At 68.9% G+C, this 16,489-nt stretch carries 15 protein-coding genes; 2 read left to right on the top strand and 13 right to left on the bottom strand.

Translation table 11 applies throughout. From position 1 onward, the window contains the following. Positions 1–430: 430 nt before the first annotated feature. A complete protein-coding gene (locus tag PSC72_RS14575) occupies positions 431–1,237 on the top strand; it encodes a hypothetical protein (RefSeq protein ID WP_274322147.1) in 807 nt (268 codons plus the stop codon). A 253-nt stretch (positions 1,238–1,490) separates the two neighbouring features. Here the strand turns inward: PSC72_RS14575 and PSC72_RS14570 are convergent, their stop codons facing one another. The 11 genes from PSC72_RS14570 to PSC72_RS14520 form a co-directional block, all read right to left on the bottom strand. After that, positions 1,491–1,874 carry a DUF5789 family protein gene (locus tag PSC72_RS14570; protein WP_274322146.1) on the bottom strand — a complete coding sequence of 128 codons (384 nt, stop codon included), beginning with the start codon at positions 1,872–1,874 and terminating at the stop codon, positions 1,491–1,493. A gap of 119 nt (positions 1,875–1,993) precedes the next feature. Continuing rightward, the gene (locus PSC72_RS14565; protein ID WP_274322145.1) at positions 1,994–2,902 is read right to left on the bottom strand and encodes an ABC transporter permease; all 909 of its coding nucleotides are present in this window, start codon (positions 2,900–2,902) and stop codon (positions 1,994–1,996) included. Beyond that, positions 2,899–3,939 carry an ABC transporter ATP-binding protein gene (locus PSC72_RS14560; protein ID WP_274322144.1) on the bottom strand — a complete coding sequence of 347 codons (1,041 nt, stop codon included), beginning with the start codon at positions 3,937–3,939 and terminating at the stop codon, positions 2,899–2,901. Before PSC72_RS14560 ends, PSC72_RS14565 begins: the two co-directional genes overlap by 4 nt. A gap of 36 nt (positions 3,940–3,975) precedes the next feature. Beyond that, a complete protein-coding gene (locus PSC72_RS14555) occupies positions 3,976–4,680 on the bottom strand; it encodes a helix-turn-helix domain-containing protein (RefSeq protein ID WP_274322143.1) in 705 nt (234 codons plus the stop codon). 25 nt (positions 4,681–4,705) lie between these two features. Further along, on the bottom strand, positions 4,706–5,557 hold the full coding sequence (locus tag PSC72_RS14550) for a DUF7537 family lipoprotein (RefSeq protein ID WP_274322142.1): 852 nt from the start codon (positions 5,555–5,557) through the stop codon (positions 4,706–4,708). A 113-nt stretch (positions 5,558–5,670) separates the two neighbouring features. Next, a complete protein-coding gene (locus PSC72_RS14545) occupies positions 5,671–6,672 on the bottom strand; it encodes a lipid II:glycine glycyltransferase FemX (protein WP_274322141.1) in 1,002 nt (333 codons plus the stop codon). Then, complete coding sequence (locus PSC72_RS14540; protein ID WP_274322140.1) at positions 6,669–7,838, bottom strand: GNAT family N-acetyltransferase; 1,170 nt, start codon at positions 7,836–7,838, stop codon at positions 6,669–6,671. Before PSC72_RS14540 ends, PSC72_RS14545 begins: the two co-directional genes overlap by 4 nt. Continuing rightward, positions 7,831–9,477 carry an alkaline phosphatase family protein gene (locus PSC72_RS14535; protein ID WP_328518162.1) on the bottom strand — a complete coding sequence of 549 codons (1,647 nt, stop codon included), beginning with the start codon at positions 9,475–9,477 and terminating at the stop codon, positions 7,831–7,833. Before PSC72_RS14535 ends, PSC72_RS14540 begins: the two co-directional genes overlap by 8 nt. Before the next feature lie 302 nt (positions 9,478–9,779). Then, a complete protein-coding gene (locus PSC72_RS14530; protein ID WP_274322139.1) occupies positions 9,780–11,168 on the bottom strand; it encodes a hemolysin family protein in 1,389 nt (462 codons plus the stop codon). Positions 11,169–11,427: 259 nt separating this feature from the next. Continuing rightward, positions 11,428–12,684: a DNA double-strand break repair nuclease NurA gene (locus tag PSC72_RS14525; protein ID WP_274322138.1), complete on the bottom strand. Its 1,257-nt coding sequence runs from the start codon at positions 12,682–12,684 to the stop codon at positions 11,428–11,430. Continuing rightward, on the bottom strand, positions 12,681–13,073 hold the full coding sequence (locus tag PSC72_RS14520; protein WP_274322137.1) for a DUF7522 family protein: 393 nt from the start codon (positions 13,071–13,073) through the stop codon (positions 12,681–12,683). The genes PSC72_RS14525 and PSC72_RS14520 overlap by 4 nt, the downstream gene beginning before the upstream one ends. A gap of 162 nt (positions 13,074–13,235) precedes the next feature. Between PSC72_RS14520 and gpmI the strand changes: the two genes are divergently transcribed. Next, on the top strand, positions 13,236–14,843 hold the full coding sequence (gpmI, locus tag PSC72_RS14515; protein ID WP_274322136.1) for a 2,3-bisphosphoglycerate-independent phosphoglycerate mutase: 1,608 nt from the start codon (positions 13,236–13,238) through the stop codon (positions 14,841–14,843). Between the two features lie 91 nt (positions 14,844–14,934). Here gpmI and PSC72_RS14510 read toward each other — a convergent pair whose 3' ends face one another. Next, on the bottom strand, positions 14,935–15,171 hold the full coding sequence (locus PSC72_RS14510; RefSeq protein ID WP_274322135.1) for an amphi-Trp domain-containing protein: 237 nt from the start codon (positions 15,169–15,171) through the stop codon (positions 14,935–14,937). 103 nt (positions 15,172–15,274) lie between these two features. After that, on the bottom strand, positions 15,275–16,351 hold the full coding sequence (locus PSC72_RS14505; protein WP_274322134.1) for a saccharopine dehydrogenase family protein: 1,077 nt from the start codon (positions 16,349–16,351) through the stop codon (positions 15,275–15,277). Positions 16,352–16,489 lie beyond the last annotated feature (138 nt).

Genomic DNA, 16,489 nt, shown 5'->3' with positions numbered 1-16,489 from the left:
GGTTCCGCAGCGCCCGGCTGAGCTGCGGCCGTACTGCCCGCTTCTGCCGGTTCTCGGGGGAATCGGAGCGACACGCTGACCCTACCGACAGATAGCTGTTAGCAATACACACAAGATTTCAGAGCTGGCGGTGGCCGGGATGTCCGTTTTCTGGGACGGAGCGTCCGCGGGATCCGCGCGTCGGGAGCGGTGCGAACTGACGGCGACCACCCACCGCGGTAAGGAGGCGTCGCCGAAACGAACCGCGGCGTGCCCGAGCGGTAAGGGAACGCGCAGACCGCGTAAGGCCTGCCCCGAAGATCGATAACCTGGATACTCGATGCTTTGGCCGGAGTATAACAACGTACGCTCTGGCCCAAGTGCCGACGCGATGTTAGACAAGAATTCGTCTCAGATCAAGCTCGGAGCCGTCGCGACAGCACTTCTGTTAGTGGTAGCCACAGGGTCGGCCGCCGGATTGCTGTCGGGCGGCGCTAGCGATCAAGCGGGCAACGTCCAGACAGTCACTGCGGAGGGTGTCGAAGCCGAGGAGATCAGAATGGAGAACGTCGAGGTGTCGAACCTGACGGTCGAGCTCGGCGACTTCGAAGACACCGAGTCGTTCCTGACGGACCGGTTCGAGGAAGTGCTCTCGGAGAACGCGGAGGGCGTGGAGATCGAGTCCGTCGACCTCGGTAACATCACGACGGCGACGGTCGTCGTCGAGAACAACACGGCGTACGTCGACGCCCAACTCGAATACGTCGCCCTGGAGGGCCTCCAAGTCGACCGGGTCTCGTTCAACGGGACCGCCTCCGAGACCGGCGCGATGAAGGGTCTCATGACCGCGGCCGACGTGAGTTACGACACGCTGACGGTTCAGGAACTCTCGGTGGAGACGCTGACCATCGAATCGGCCGAGGAGGAGATGCCGACCGACACTGACACGCCGACAGAGACCGACACCGAGACCCCGACCGCGACGGAGACCCCGACGGAAACGCCGACCCCGACCGAAACCCCGACGGAGACTCCAACCGAGACGGAGACCCCGACGGAGACGCCGACTCCGACGGAGACTCCCACTGCGACCCCCACCGAAACGCCGACCCCAACCGAAACGGAGACGCCGACCGAAACCCCGACGGAGACGCCGACTCCGACGGAGACCGTGACGCCCACTGATACGGAGACGCCGACAGCGACGCATATCTACAACGGAACCGACACGCCGACGGCGACCGAAGCCGGCGGGTGAGCGCGGTTCCGGAACTGTGGTCGAGAGACGCGGTCCGCGTTCTGTTTTTTCGAACGTCGCTCGACAGCGAGTCACTCGATAGCCAGCGCCCGTGGTTCGAACGTCTCGCGCGCCCGTTCGGTTGTTCCGACTGGTCGGAGCACTGCGCCTCTCGATCCCGGAAGGACGCGCCTGGACGTCGAAGACGCCGTTGCTGACACCTGACTGGAATAGAACGAGTATCGAAGGGCCCCGCGGCCCACGAGGTGACCGGCTACTGCTGAGTGGTGTCGGTGTCGGTCGCCGGGCCGTCCTCCAGGTCGGCGGCGGTCTGCTCCTCGGCCTCCTCGGCGGCCTCGCTCTGGACGGGGTGGGACCCGCCGCGATCGGAGTAGTTCGTCCGACCCTCGGTGTCGCTGGGCATCTGGCCGACGATCTGCTGGCGGAGTTCCTCCTCGGACTCGAAGGTCGTGTCCCCCATGTACTCCAGCACGGTCCCGACTTCGATGGGATCGGCGTTGGTCCGGGGGAGTTCGCGGTCGCCGTACTGCTCGACGAACTCGTCGGCCGTGATCGGATACGAGAGGTCTTCGAGGACGGGGTTGAGATCGGTGAAGTTGACGCCTTCGAACCGGTCCTGATCGTCGTCGTCGGACATACGCGTGGTACGGGCGCGAACGGTAAACACCCTTTGCGCCGGCGTAGCGGGACGTACGTACGCGATCACAGAATCGAAAGCGGCCGGTGAGGTGCTGGGACGAAGTTCGCTTCGCGCAGTCACTTCACAGACGAACTCGACGCGCGATTGAGCAGGTAGACCATCGCGCCGCCGAGCACCAGATCGAGCGCGAGGAGCACGGCGACGGCGGGAACGAGCGTGTTCCAGATGCCGCCGAAGCGGGTGACCTCGACGACGGTCATGACGTCCTGGTCGAGCATGAGGGCGCGGGCGGCGTCGACGCCGTAGGTGATCGGGTTGTAGGTCGCGACGACCTGGATCCAGTCGGGCATCGCGTCCAGCGGGAGGAAGGCGGTCGAGACGAACAGCAGGGGGAACTGCAGGAGGTTCGCGCCGATGATCGTCGACTCCTGGTCGCGCGTGACGATCGCCATGATGTTCGAGAGCGCGATGAACCACAGCGAGAAGAGGATGCCGACGCCGAGGATCCCGACGGCGCCGACGAACCCGGTGGCGACCTCCGCGCCGAGGACCGCGCCGAGTGCGAGGATGATGGCGATCTGAACGACGATCCGGAGGATCTCGGCTGCGGTCTTGCCGAGGAACATCGCCGAGCGGCTCATCGGCATCACGAGCGTCTTCTCGAACATCCCCTCCTCCATGTCGTTGACGAGGCCGATCCCCGACCCCGCGGCGGCGGCCAGCGACACCTGCATCGCGATGGCGGGCAGCAGGAACGTCTCGTAGGTGATGCCTCCCGCGCCGCCGCCGCTGAGCGCGCCTGTCGCGACCTTGCCGAACACCTGCGTGAACAGGACGAGGAAGATGATCGGCTGGACGAGCGACCCGACCACCACGAACGGGTTCCGGACCGCCTTGAGGTTCCAGCGGACGAAGTTCACCCAGAAGTCGCCGAGGAAGGAGTTGCCGGCCCGGCCGGACCGGACGTGCCCGCCGTCCGTGCGGGCCTCCGCTGAGGCGCCGTGCCGGGAATCGCCGTCGCTCATTCGGCGGTCACCTCCGGTTCCGTCACGTCCGCGGCGTCGGCCGAGCGCTCCGCGGAGTCGAGTTCCTCGCCGGTGATCGCGAGGAAGACGTCGTCGAGCGTCGGCGCGCGGATGTTGAACCCGGTGACGGTGATCCCGGCGTCGCGCAGGGCGACAAGGAGGTCGGTCCCGTGCTCGCGTGCCCGCTCAGCGGTGACGCTGATCCCGTCGTCTGTGACGGTCACGTCCGCGTCGTCGTCGAACAGTTCGTCCTCGCGGGCGATCTCGGCGGCCCGCTGGCGGGCGTCCTCCCCGGCCGGGACGTCGACGTCGAGGATCTCCCCGCCGACCCGTCGCTTCAGCTCGGCGGGCGAGCCCGTGGCGACGATCTCGCCGTCCATGATGACCGCGATGCGGTCGCAGAGCTGGTCGGCCTCTTCGAGGTACTGCGTAGTGAGAAACAGCGTCGTCCCGCGCTCGTTGATGCGCTCGAAGTACTCCCAGAGGCGGTTTCTCGCCTTGGGGTCCAGCCCCGTCGTCGGCTCGTCGAGGAAGACCAGCGGCGGGCTGTGGACCAGCGCCGTCGCGGCGTCCAGTCGCTTTTTCATCCCGCCGGAGAACTCGCCGGCGCGCTTGTCGCCCACGTCCGCCAGGTCGACCAGATCGAGCAGTTCGTCGATGCGCTCGGCGCGCTCGCTCTTGGGGACGCCGTAGGCCCGCGCGGCGAAGCGGATGTTCTCGCGGGCGGTGAGCTCCTCGTCGACGCTCGTCTCCTGGGCCATGTAGCCGATGGTCTCGCGGATCTTGCGGGGCTCGCGCCGCACGTCGAACCCGTTGACGGTGATCGACCCCGCCGTCGGGGCGAGCAGCGTCGCGAAGGTCTTGATCGTCGTCGTCTTGCCCGCGCCGTTCGCGCCGAGGAAGCCGAAGAACTCCCCCTCCGGGATCGTCAGGTCGATCCCCTTGACGGCCTCCGTCCCGTCGGCGTAGGTGAGTTCCACGCCCTCGGCCTCGATGGCGGCGCCGCGCCCGTCCGTCCGTAGCGTGTCGTCGGTCACAGGCGTGTTTGTGACCACGGACCCGTAGCCCGTGCCCTAATTTGTTCGGGGTTTTATGCCGGAGCTGCGCCGGAACTCCGCGACGAGGTGGTTCTGCGCGCGGCGCAACCGCTCGGAGAGCGACGCGGGCGCGACGCCGAGTTCGTCGGCCACGTCGGCCATCGTGGCGGTCCGCGGCGTGTCGAAGTAGCCCATCTCGTGGGCGGTGACCAGCGCCTCCTGCTGGGGCTCGGTCATCTCGCGCGGCCGCGAGCGGTCGCCGGTCCCGAACGGGCTCGCCACCCGCCCGTCCGATCCCTCGTCGGCCTCGACGAGGCGGTCCAACCGGAGGTCGTAGTCGTTGGCCCGGCAGAACGTCCGGAACTGGTCGAACTCCGCGCGGTCGGCGAACCAGCGCCGCTCCTCCCAGCCGCTCGGCGTGGCGAGCACCCGGTCGGGGATCGACCCGTTGTCCGCGAGCAGCTCCAGGTCCGACGGCGGGTCGCCCGTCGGGCGACAGCGGTAGCGCCGCGTCCCCCCGTCGGCGACGACCAGCGAGTGGTCGGTCACCGAGTCGGCGTCGGCGAACGCCGCCTCGACCGCGTCGGCGTCGGCGCCCGCGACCCGCACGATGAACGTCGGTGCCCCCGACGGGCGCCCCTGGACCGACTCGAACTCGACGGTGGCCTCTGGCACCCCCTCCGCCACGTCGACCAGCGGCAACTGCTCGGACGTCATCCGGAACTCCGCGATCAGTCCCATGGGGAGTCACAGGGCGGACGGGCAGTTAGCGCTGGCGGGCGACACTGTCGGTCGAGCCGGGTCGGTACGACCCCGCCGTCGCGTTCGCCGCCCAGTCCGGTTTCTCGACGTCGGTGCTCCCGACGTCGGACAGAGTGTACGACTTCGCGATCCGCCGGGTGTGGTACTTGGTCCAGACGAATTCGTACTCGTAGTGGCGGATGACGCCGTCCTCGTCGAGCAGGAGCGTCGCCGAGAACTCCTCGTACCACGAGCTCGCGTTCTCGCCTCCCGCCCACGAGTCGGCGAGCGCGTCGACGCCGGTGGCTTCGTACCGCATCACCGGAACGCCCTGGAACGTCTCGACGCCTTCGCGCTCGAAGGTGGCGTCGATCGCCGCGTGATCGAACTGGTTTCCGCTGTCGTTGTTGAACAATCCACGCCAGAGATAATACTCGCCAGACTCGTTGAATATCGACCGGCGGGTGAGATCCCGCACTTCCGTCCAGTTGTTTTCCCGCGACAGCACGTACGCCACGCTCCCGTTCGAATAGGTGCTCCCGTTCCCCGAGAAGTAGCCGCTGGTGTGTCCGAGGTACTGTGAGGCGACGGGCTCGGCGAGAATCCGGCCCGTGTCGTTCATGTGCGTGAAGTTCTCCTCCCTGAACGGGGGATTGCGATCCGTCCGGTTTTTCACGGTCGTGAGCGTGAAGCTCGTATTGCCCATCGCGGTCGCGTGTCTATCGAACACCGACTGGTCGATGGCCGACGCGTTCGGGAAATCGCCGGGAGACGCGTCGGGTGTCGGTTCGTTCTCGCCCGCGCCTGGAAGTCCACTACAGCCCGCGAGGACGAGGAGGGCGACGACGGCGATCGCTGAGAACGGAGACGCACGCATACGATAGTGTTACTCACCGTACAGTTAACGCTTCCGTCCCGCCCACCTATCAGAGAGGGTGATGCCACCCGAGCCCGGTGTTGTGACGCTCGGGAGAATCAGTCCCGAACCGATCACTTCACCCGGGAGTACAGGGCCAGCAGCGCGTCCATCGGGAGCGACGAGCGCTCGACGCTGTGGAACGTCTCGACCGAGGGCCCGAACTTCGCCTTGTAGGAGTTGATCCGCGGGTCGCCCGCGCCGACGAGGTCGTAGGCGTCGAGGCCGCGGTCCATCGCGTCGGTCATGACCGTCCAGTCGAGGGTGTCGTTGACCGGGAAGTCCACGTCCGGGGTCACGCCGCCCTGCCAGCGGTGGATCCACTCGTCGGTCTCGTAGGTGAGGATGCCGCCGACGAACTCGCCCTCGCGGCGGCAGACGTACGTGCGCATCGCCCCGTCGGGCAGCGCCTCGTAGCAGTCGCGGGCGAACCCGCGGGGGAGGCTGAACGGTTCGCCCTGGGCGTCGAAGCGGTCGCGGACGTGGTCGACGATCCGCTCGACGTCGTCGGCGTCGCCCTCCTCGAAGGCGGCGTCGGTGTCGAGGTTCCGGACGTTCGACCGGGCGTCGCTGCTGAACGAGGAGAGCAGGTCCTCGCGGTCGCCGGGCAGGTCGACGACGTAGGTGAACTCCGGTGTCACGTCCGCGTCCGCCCACTTGAACGGCCGCAAGTCGGCGAAGCTACACTCGGTCTTCACGCGGAGGATGTTCGGGCTGCATTCCTCGTCGAGCCACTCGATCGTCCCCTCGACGAAGCGGCGGATGCGCCGCTCGGCCTTGCGCTGGGAGAGCTTCTCGACGTTCAACAGCGCGGGGCCGAGGCGGTGGATCCACAGCGGCGGCGGGGGCGAGAACGCGGCCGTGATCGGGCCCTTCGACCGCTCGAAGACGGGGAAGATCCCGACCGGTTCCTGGCCCTTGTAGCCGACGAGGCGGTGACACGTCGTCCCGGAGTACTCCGCCTCGACGGCCAGCGCCTCGGCGCGGTGGAAGGGATTGGCGTCGGCCGACCGCTCGACGTGGCGGTTCCACTCCTCGTCGTCGCCGTCGTCGAGGACGTCGATCTCGACCGTCATGTGTCTGGGTAGGCGTATCGCTGGTAACCGCGGCGCGCGACGCGGTAGGCGTTCCAGAGGACGGGCGAACCGCCCCGCTCCCACCGGAGCGTCGGCACCACCCGCGCGCCGTACTTCTCCTTGTACTTGAACGTCCCGTCGCGGAAGGTCGACCCCGTCGAGCCGAAGTCGTAGGCGTCGTAGCCGTGCTCGCGCGCCCACTCGGCGACGTGGCTGTGCAGGAGTTCGGTCGGGTTGTACTCGTAGTTCGACTCGTCGCCGATGGCCGAGAAGAAGTAGTGGACGGCGGACTGCTCGTCGTCGAGCAGGTAGACGTACTGCCCGGCCGCTACCCCGTCGACCTCGGCCGAGAAGACGCGCGTCCGCTCGGGGAAGTCGGCAGCGAGCGCCGCGAAGAACGAGCGCGGATAGGGGTCGCCACCGGCCCGCTCCATGTCGCGGAGATACCGGTCGTACGTCTCGTCGAGCGTCTCCGCCAGCGGGCGCTCGGTCACCTCGTACTCGCGCTCGCGAGCGTCGCGGACGGCCTTGCGCCGCTCCTTGTCCATCCCGTCGAGCACCTCCTCGAAGGGGCGGTCCACGTCGAGCACGAACCGGCAGTCGAGCAGGGTCGGAGCGTACCCCCGTCCGGCGAGGAACTTGCCGTAGCGCATGAACGCCGGCTCCTTCGCCTTGACGACGTGACAGAGGGTGTACTCCGAGATCGCGTCGTCGAGCGCGTCGAACAGCATGTCGAGACACTCGGCCTCGTCGGTCAGGACGACCGGGCCGCCGAAGCCCGGCGCGGTCGAGCAGAGGCGCTCGACGGGGAGCGAGTCGAGCGCGTCCGCGCTCGCGTCGGCGGGCGCGCCGGCGACGGTCGAGACGGCCCCCAGTGCGCCGGTCGGGAGGCGGTCGACGAGGGTCGGCGAGTCGAAGCGCTCCAGCAGCGCCGACGGGTCGGGCAGGTCGACGGGCGCCCGGAAGTTCGGGAGGAGCGCGACCGGATTCGACCCCTTCCGGACGACGAAGTGCTCCGGTCGCCGGTCGAGGCCGCGTTCGACCGCCCGGAGCCAGCCGTGGCGGTGGAACACGGACCCCAGGTCCGACTGGCGAACCAGCGTGTCCCACTGGTTCTCGTCGACCGCGTCGATCGTCTCGTGGCTGGTGACGGTGAGTTCAGTCATCCTGTGTCCGGTCGATGTAGCCGAGGTCGGCGAGGGTCTCGGTCACCCGATCGTCGTCGGTTCTCACCCGCTCGCGCGCCTCGCGCGGCGGATACCGTCGTTCGTCGGTCGGTTCCACGAACGGGAGCGGCGACCCGTCCATCCTGTCGCTGCGCGGGATCCCGAGCGCCGCACACACCGTCGGCGCCACGTCGAAGAGGTGCGGATCCCCGGTTCCCGCCTCGGCGTCGACGGCGTCGCCCGCGGCGACCACCATCCCCGTGCGCTTGTGCGTCCAGGGCTCCGAGGGCTCGCCGAACCGGTCGCCGTAGAGCTGGGCGACGAGGTACTGGTCGAAGTCGGCGGGGACGGTGACCACGTCGACCGCCCGCTCGGCCTCGGGACCGTGGAAGTACGCCTCGCGCGGCGCGACGTCCTCGAAGACGGGGTCGCCGTCGGGCGTCCGCACCGACTGGAGTGCCTCGATCAGGTCCCGCCGGACCGACTCGTACTCGTCGGGGTCGACGACGCCCTCGGGGTCCCGGCCGGCCAGGTTGATCCGGACGCCGAGTTCGATCGGGTCGCGCACGTACGCCGCCGACGCCCGGAAGTCGACGCGCTCGGCCCCCGCCCGCTGGAGGTCGTCCGGGACGACCGCCGAGACGGCCTCGGTTAGTCCCAACGCGTCCACCACTCGCGCCGCGCGCTGGGTGGTGAGCCCGGCGCGAGCGGCGACTCCCATCGCCGACTCCAGCGCTTCGGCCGCCCCGGGAACGCCGGAGACGCCGCCCTCCTCGCCGCTGCTCCCCCCGCCGCGCAGCCGTCCCTCGCGGATCGACACCCACGTCGGCATCCCGTCGCCGTCGGTCGCCGTCTCGACGAATCCCCGCTCGCGGAGGAACTCGTTGACGCGGAACTCGCGGCCCTCGCAGGGGCCGATGCCGTGGTCGCTGGCGAGGATCACGGTGTCGGGGTCGCAGGCGTCGAGGATCGCCGCGATCTCGTCGTCGACCGCGCCGTAGACGGCGCCGAGGAGGTCCTCGTCTGCGGGGAACTCGTGGCAGACCGTGTCGGTCTGCTGGAACTGCACGAACCCGAACTCGGGGTCGAACCGGTCGGCGAGATAGCGGAAGGCCGCGCCGCGCGAGCGGACGAACCCGCGGTAGTCCGCGGCGGCGGACTCGCGCTCGACGTCCCCCTCGGAGTAGAGCCGGTAGTCGCCGACGCGGTCGCGCACGTCGTCCAGGAGCCCCGGCGGGTGGCACTCGGGGTCCTCCGGGGCGGTGTAGCCCGGGACGAGCGCGCCGTCGAACGACCGCGGCGGGTGGGTCACGGGCGCGTTGACGACGGCGCTAGTCAGCCCGTTGCGGTCGGCGAGTTCCCAGACGGGGCGCGCGCGGAGGTCGGTCGCGTTGACGACGTCCCAGTCGTAGCCGTCGAACCGCAGGAACCCGAAGACGCCGTGCTTGCCGGGGTTCGTCCCGGTGTACAGCGACGGCCAGGCGCTCGCGGTCCACGGCGGGATCGCGGATTCGAGCGGCGCGGCGACCCCCCGATCGCCGAGTCGCTCGATCGTCGAGACCGCCGACCGGTCCGGCAGTCGCTCTACGACCGGCCAGCAGGCCGCGTCGATCCCGACGACTAACGTGTGTATCCCCACTGGCAGAGACACCTCTCTGGAAGTAACGTGGACGGCCTCCCTGGATTGTTATTCACTGACTATTAATTCGAGCGACTATTTCCGATCGACCGCCGCGCTGTCCCGACATCCGCCCGTCGGCGGCCTCCACCGAAGCTGTAGACCGACGTGAACTTACCGGCAATAACATCCGCTTACGGCGAAGCGGACGCGGATCGATACGCCGGATTCCGGGCGACATCCGAGAGTCCAGACCCGCTCGCGTCGGACTTCACCGGACCTGTGGAGTCCGCTTGACGCCTCGGCCGTCGAGACGCCGCCGATCAGTCGGTTTCGCCTTCACTGGCGGGAGGTTCATCTTCGACCGGGTCGACGGTGTCGCGGTCGACGGTCACCCGGACCTCCTGGATGCGAGTGTCTTCGACCTGTTCGGCCCGCAGCGACACGTTCTCGTAGTCGAACGCCTCGCCCTGGTCGACGAGGCGGCCCGCGCGGTTGAAGATGAAGCCCGCGATGGTTTCGAACTCCTCGCCCTCGGGGAGGTCGATGTCCAGCACCTCGTTGACCTCGTCGATGGTGACCTCCCCGCGGACCAGCACCTCGGTGTCGTCGACGAACTCGATCGGGTGGTCCTCGTCGCCCACCAGTATCTCGCCGACGATCTCCTCGACGATGTCCTCTATCGTGATGAGCCCCTCGGTGGCGCCGAACTCGTCGACGACGATGACCATGTGCATCCGGTTCTGGCGCATCTCGAGGAGGAGTTCGTCGACGTTCTTGGACTCGGGCACGTGAAGCGTCGGGCTGACCACGTCCCCCACCTCGAGGGCGGCGTCGTCGTAGCCGGAATCCCGGTCCAGGTCCCGGATGTCGAAGACCCCGATCACGTTGTCCAGCGACCCCTCGTACACCGGGAGGCGGGCGTGCCCAGACTGCATACACTCCCCGATCGCCTCCTCGACGGTCGCGTCGTTGGAGATGGCTTCGACGTCGAGGCGCGGGGTCATCACCTCCTTGGCGGTGGTGTTTTTGAACCGCAGGGTGCGCTGGATCATCTGTCGCTCCTCCTCGTCGAGGATTCCCTCCCGCTCGCCCGTCCTGACCATGTTCCGGATCTCCTCGCGGGTGACGTACGACGATTCGATGGACGAGCTACCGCCGGTTACCTTGTTGACCATCTTCGTCAGATAGTAGAACAGGGTGATGAGCGGCCACAGCACCTTCCCGACGATCGTCAGCAGGGGAGCGACGGTCCGCGCCCACGAGTCGGTGTTCTCGACGGCGTAGGACTTGGGCGCGCTCTCGCCGAACAGCAGGACCATCGACGTGATACCGAACGACGAGACGAGCACCGCCGTTCCGGCGTCCAGGTAGAAGCCGATGATGGTCGTCGAGATAGAGGACATCGTGATGTTGACGAGGTTGGTCCCCACCAGGATCGTCACGAGCAAGCGGTGGGGGTCGTCCTTGAGGGACTTGACCGCCCGCGCGCCGCGCTTGCCCTCCTCGACCATCGCGTCGATCTGGTGGGCAGACAGGGAGAACATCGCGATCTCCGACGAGGAGAAAAAGCCCGATCCCATGATCAGAAACAGGATCATGAGGACACCGATCGCGGTGAGCGCCGTCTGTCCCAGTTCGATACCGACGACCGGCACAGCGGACTGTATGACACCAGTCACAGATGCGGCTGTGAGCACGGATAATCCCATCAACGTTGCTTATTAGAGCGGAAAATTAATCCTTGTGCAGCAGCGCGCGGATTTTCCGAACAACGGTTGCACGGATCGTCGGACGACTGTCGTGTCGTCTCGTCGGAAGCGGCTGCGGGCCGCGGTTCGAAGGTATGCGGCGGAGCCGTCCGAAACAGCGCTCGCCCGGGAGCCGGGCGAGCGCGACGACATCCACGGCCTCCGACGGGAGCGAGCGGACGGAGTCACCGCAGGCGACCCCCGGAGAAACGCGGCGGCGTTAGACTAGCTCCTCGACATCGACGCCCCAGCGCTTGTCGTCGTACTCGCGGTGGCGGTCGCTGCCGAGTTCGCGCTCGATGCGGCGGCGCAGTTGCTCGTTGGCCTGGCGGTCGATGTGGGCGAGTTCGTCGGCCTTGGCGACGGCGAGCGGCGGTCCCTGCTCGCCGGCCACGTCGTGGAGCACCTGCAGGCGGAGCGCCTCGCGGGTGTTCTCGTCCTCAGTGAACGCGTAGGGCGCCTCGACCCGGTAACAGAGGTCGTCGCGCGGGTCGTACAGCACGAAGAACGTGACCTCGTAGGCCTCGGGGTCGAGGGTCCGGTCGATGCCGAGGGCGTCGCCGTCGGCGGCCAGCACGCGGTCGGTGCCGACGCGCGAGCGGAACCAGTTGGTCGCCGTGAGGGCGTCGGTCTTCAGGTCGCCGCGGTCGTCGCGGCGGGCGAGGATCCGCTGGAAGAAGGCGTTGTCGTTGGCCCAGGGGGCATTGGTCTTCTCGCGGACGGCCTGGGTGATCGCCTTGGCGGTGCTGTTCTTGATGAAGCCGATCAGGGGCACGTCGCGCGCGACGAAGTCCTCGACGAGGCGGACGTAGTTCTCGACGACGTCGCGCGGGCGCTCGTCCTCGGTGAGCAGGTCGGCCAGGGCGGTGTCGCGCTCGGCCCACTTCAGCAGGCCCGTGGGGTAGAGCGGTCCGTCGAGGATCAGCAGGTCGTCGACGATGCCGGCCTGTTCGAGGGCGTGCTCGCTCTCGGCGAGGTAGAGGGCCAGCGCGTGGACGACGTTCTGCTCGTAGCGGTCCACGCGGGGGGCGTGCAGGGCGCGCTTGCGGACGTAACCCTCGTCGTGCATCGTCCAGTCTTCCTGGCCGATCCGGTAGGTGTCGTCGTTGGAGTGGGCCGTCATCACGATGGTCCGCGCGCGGTGCAGGTCCAGATCGGAGGGGACGCCCGCCATCGCGGCCTGCGAGACGTCGAGGACGAGGCCGTTCTTGAACGTCGTCGGGTTGATAGTGCCCGAGTCGAGGCCGTGCTGCGTGGGGAACGGCGGGTCCCGCAGGGCGACGGCGTCGACCGGGACCTTCTTGCGGCGCTGGTCGCCGAGGGGTTCGAGGACGGCCGAGCCATCGCGGTAGAGGGGGTCGAGGAACTCCGCCCAGACGGTCTCGGCGGCGTTCTGGTGGTCGTCCTCGTCGACGCCCTCGCTGACGCGGCCGGCGAGACGGGCGATGCCGTCGACGTGGACCGGATCGAGAGTCATTCCGTCGTGGGGTCCTCGGCGAGCATCTTCTCGATCGCGTCGGCGATCTCCTCGTAGGACTGCATCTGGAGGCCGTCGGTGGTGATGAGCACGCCGGCGCGCTCACCGGTCACCCGGAGGAGGTAGCCGTTGGTGAACGCGCGGACGGTGAAGCGGTACTCGCCGAGTTCGGACGTCTGGTAGGCGTTGCGCGTGTCGCGGAAGCCGCGCCACTCGTGGCCGACGAAGGTGTCCAGGTCAGCGTCGCGTTCCAGGTCCTCGCGGAGGTACAGCTGCTCGAAGTCCGACCGCGTGAAGTACGTCACCGACCGGAGGCTGTCGCCGGTCGCCGTCCGGGCCGTCGTCACGATCTGGTCGGCCAGTTCGTTCGACAGCAGTTGGGCGTCCATGCTCCTACGAGGTGCGGCCAGGGACAAAGAGATAGTGGTGCCAGGAGTCGCCGTCGGTCCGATCGGTCCGCCGCGTCGCTCGGGCCGCCGGACCACAGTCCGCGCGACCGAACCGGCTGGGGGACCGACACTCACTTTGACCGGCCGGTCGGACTCCGAGACATGAAAGCCGCGCTCGTCATCCTCGACGGCTGGGCGTTCAACCCCGACGAGGGAGTCCGCGACGCCGTCGCCGCCGCGGAGACGCCCAACTTCGACCGCTTCTGGAACGCCGGCGCCCACGGGACGCTGGTCACCTCCGGCCGCCGGGTCGGTCTCCCCGAGGGCCAGATGGGCAACTCCGAGGTCGGCCACCTCAACATCGGCGCCGGCCGCGTCGTCACCCAGGAGTCCGCCCGCGTCACCGACGCGATCCGGAAGTGGCGCGGCGAGTCGGTACCCGACGACGGCATCGACGACCCGCCCATCCACGAGAACGAGGCGATCCAGTCCGCCTTCGACTACGCCCGGGAGAACGACGGCCGCGTCCACTTCATGGGCCTCGTCTCGGACGGCGGCGTCCACTCCTACCAATCGCACCTCCACGCGCTGATCGAACTCGCCGCCGACGAGGGCGTCGAGGCGGTCACCCACGCCTTCACCGACGGCCGGGACACCTCCCCGACCGGCGGCGAGGACTACCTCGCCGACCTGCAGGCCCACGCCGACGAGCAGGGCACCGGCCACGTCGCCACCGTCTCCGGCCGGTACTACGCGATGGACCGCGACGAGAACTGGGACCGCACCGAACTGGCCTACGACGCCATCGTGAACCGCCACGCCGGCCACACCGCCGAATCAGCGGTCGACGCCGTGCTGGAGTCCTACGACCGCGGCGACACCGACGAGTTCGTCGAGCCGACCCTGATCGAGGGCGAGGCGCGGAGCGCCTCGGAGAGCGAACGGCGGAGCCGTGAGCAGGGCCGGCCCGCGCTGGAGGACGGCGATTCGGTCGTCTTCTTCAACTTCCGGTCGGACCGCGCCCGCCAGCTCACCCGGATGCTCGCGGACATCCGTCCGGCGGCGTGGGGCGGTCACACCGACCCGCCGGAGACGCGCGTGGTCACGATGACCCAGTACGACGAGACGTTCGACCTGCCGACCGCCTTCCCGCCAGTCCGCCCGGAGGACACCCTCGGCGAGGTCGTCTCGGAGACGGGCCACACGCAGCTCAGGCTCGCCGAGACCGAGAAGTACGCCCACGTCACCTACTTCCTCAACGGCGGCCGCGAGGTGGAGTTCGACGGCGAGATCCGCGAGATCGTCCCCAGCCCCGACGTGCCCACGTACGACCAGCAGCCGGAGATGAGCGCCGCCGAGGTGACCGACACCGCGATCGCGGAGATCGAGGAGCGAGACCCCGACCTCGTGGTGCTCAACTACGCGAACCCGGACATGGTCGGCCACACCGGCGACTTCGACGCGGCCGTCGCGGCCGTCGAGGCCGTCGACGAACAGCTGGGGCGGCTCGTCGAGGCCATCCGGAAGGCCGGCGGGCACGTCCTCGTCACCGCCGACCACGGCAACGCCGACGACATGGGCACCGAGGAGGAGCCCTACACCGCCCACACGACGAACCCGGTCCCGCTGATCTACCTGGCCGACGACGGCACGGACGGCGGTCGACTCGTGCGAGAGGGCGGCGCGCTCGAAGACGTTGCGCCGACGCTGCTGGAACTCGTGGGCGTCGAGAAACCGGCCGCGATGACCGGCGAGAGCCTGCTGGAGTAGCACCACGTGACGGGGCCACTGCGGGTCGACGACGCGACGCGGGCACTGCGGGGCCGACGGCCGCGCGACCGTCAGTGGGATCGTGGCGTCTCTACTCCGGTTTCCAGTCCAGTTTGATCGTGAACGCCTCGCGGTCGCCGCGCAGGAGCGACGACATCTCGCGGACGCCGATCTCCATGCCGACGTCGTCCGGGGGCGCGAGGTGGACCGTCCGGTTGTTCACGTTGACGTCGAACGACCCCTCGCCGCGCAGGCCCTCGGCGAACGATTCGAGTCGCTCCGCCGCCTCCTCGCGGGTCACGTCGAGTTCTTCGAGTTCTTTCGCCATGCCGGCTCTCACGGAGCGACGGGGAAAAGTAAACGGCGAGAACCGACGATAACGGCTGCCTAGGTGCTCGTCGTCGGTCCGGACGACGGTTCGTTGCCGCCCGCTACTGGACGACGCGCTCGGGCGCGGTCAGGAACTCCGCGGTGACGCCCTGGAACTCCTCGGCGAACTCGGGACCGAACGCGGAGGCGGGCGTCTGGAACCCCTGGCCCGCCTCGCCCGCGAGGACGCGCTCGGCCGCCGTGACCGCCGTCGCCGTCGTGAGGTCGTACGTGTCCGGCGTCCGCATCCGAGCGCGGGCGACGGTCCCGTCCGCGGCCCGCACCTCGCCCCAGATGTGCGTCTCGCTCTCGGCGCGCTCGCGGGCGGTCGGTCCCGAGACGACGCGCTCGACCGCTCCCTCCGCGACCCGTCTGACCGGGCCGGCGGCGAGCACGCGAGCGAGCGGGCGGGTCCGTTCCATCACGTCGGCGGCGCGGTCGGGCACGCCGGCGTACACCTCGATGTTCGGGATACCCGTCGAGTAGTAGGCCGTTGACACGTCGCCCCAGGGGACGGTCACGGCTGTCTTCTCGCCGGAGGGGAACTCGAAGGTGCGGCGCTTCCAGGCGAGCGGCACGGTCTCGATGTGGCCGTCCTGCCGGACGGCGCCGGGCCTGTCGAGCCCGCGGAGGACGGACTTCAGCGTCCCCGGGGAGAACGTGCCCATCCCGTCGATGGCGAGCGTGAGTTCGGTCGCCTCCGGGAGCCGACCGTGGAGCGCCGCGGCGAGGCAGTCGGTCGGCACGACGTCGAACCCGACGCCGGGGACGAGCGCGACCGACTCCCGGGTCGCCTCGGCGTCGCGCGCGGCGGTCGCTTCGAGGACGTCGACGTTGCCGGCGATGTCGAGGTAGTCGGTCCCGGTGCGGATGCACGCCTCGATCAGCGGCTCGGCCGTGTCCTCGAAGGGGCCGGCGCAGTTCAGCACCGCGTCGACGCCGGCGAGCATCGCGTCGACGACCGTCGGGTGTTCGAGGGTGAACACGCGGTGGTCGCAGCCGCGTTCGGTCGCCGCCGCCTCGACTCGCTCGGCGTTTCGGCCGGCGAGTATCGGGTCGAGCCCCTCCGCCGCGGCGCGGTCGCTGATCAGTGCACCGGCGTAGCCGTACGAACCGTAGACGAGCAGGTCGCCGCTCATGGCGCCCCGTTCGGGTGCGACGGGAAAAACACGCGCGTCCGTTCAGCCGCCGCGGCGAGCGGAGCGATTCACGCCCGACCGACGGCGGGACGCGAGCCCGCTCGGCCGCCGGTTCAGCCGAGGTTTCCGCGCGGTAAC

The sequence above is a fragment of the Halosimplex aquaticum genome (genome assembly GCF_028747785.1).
GTDB lineage: Archaea > Halobacteriota > Halobacteria > Halobacteriales > Haloarculaceae > Halosimplex > Halosimplex aquaticum.
This window is presented reverse-complemented; position numbering and strand designations above follow the sequence as displayed.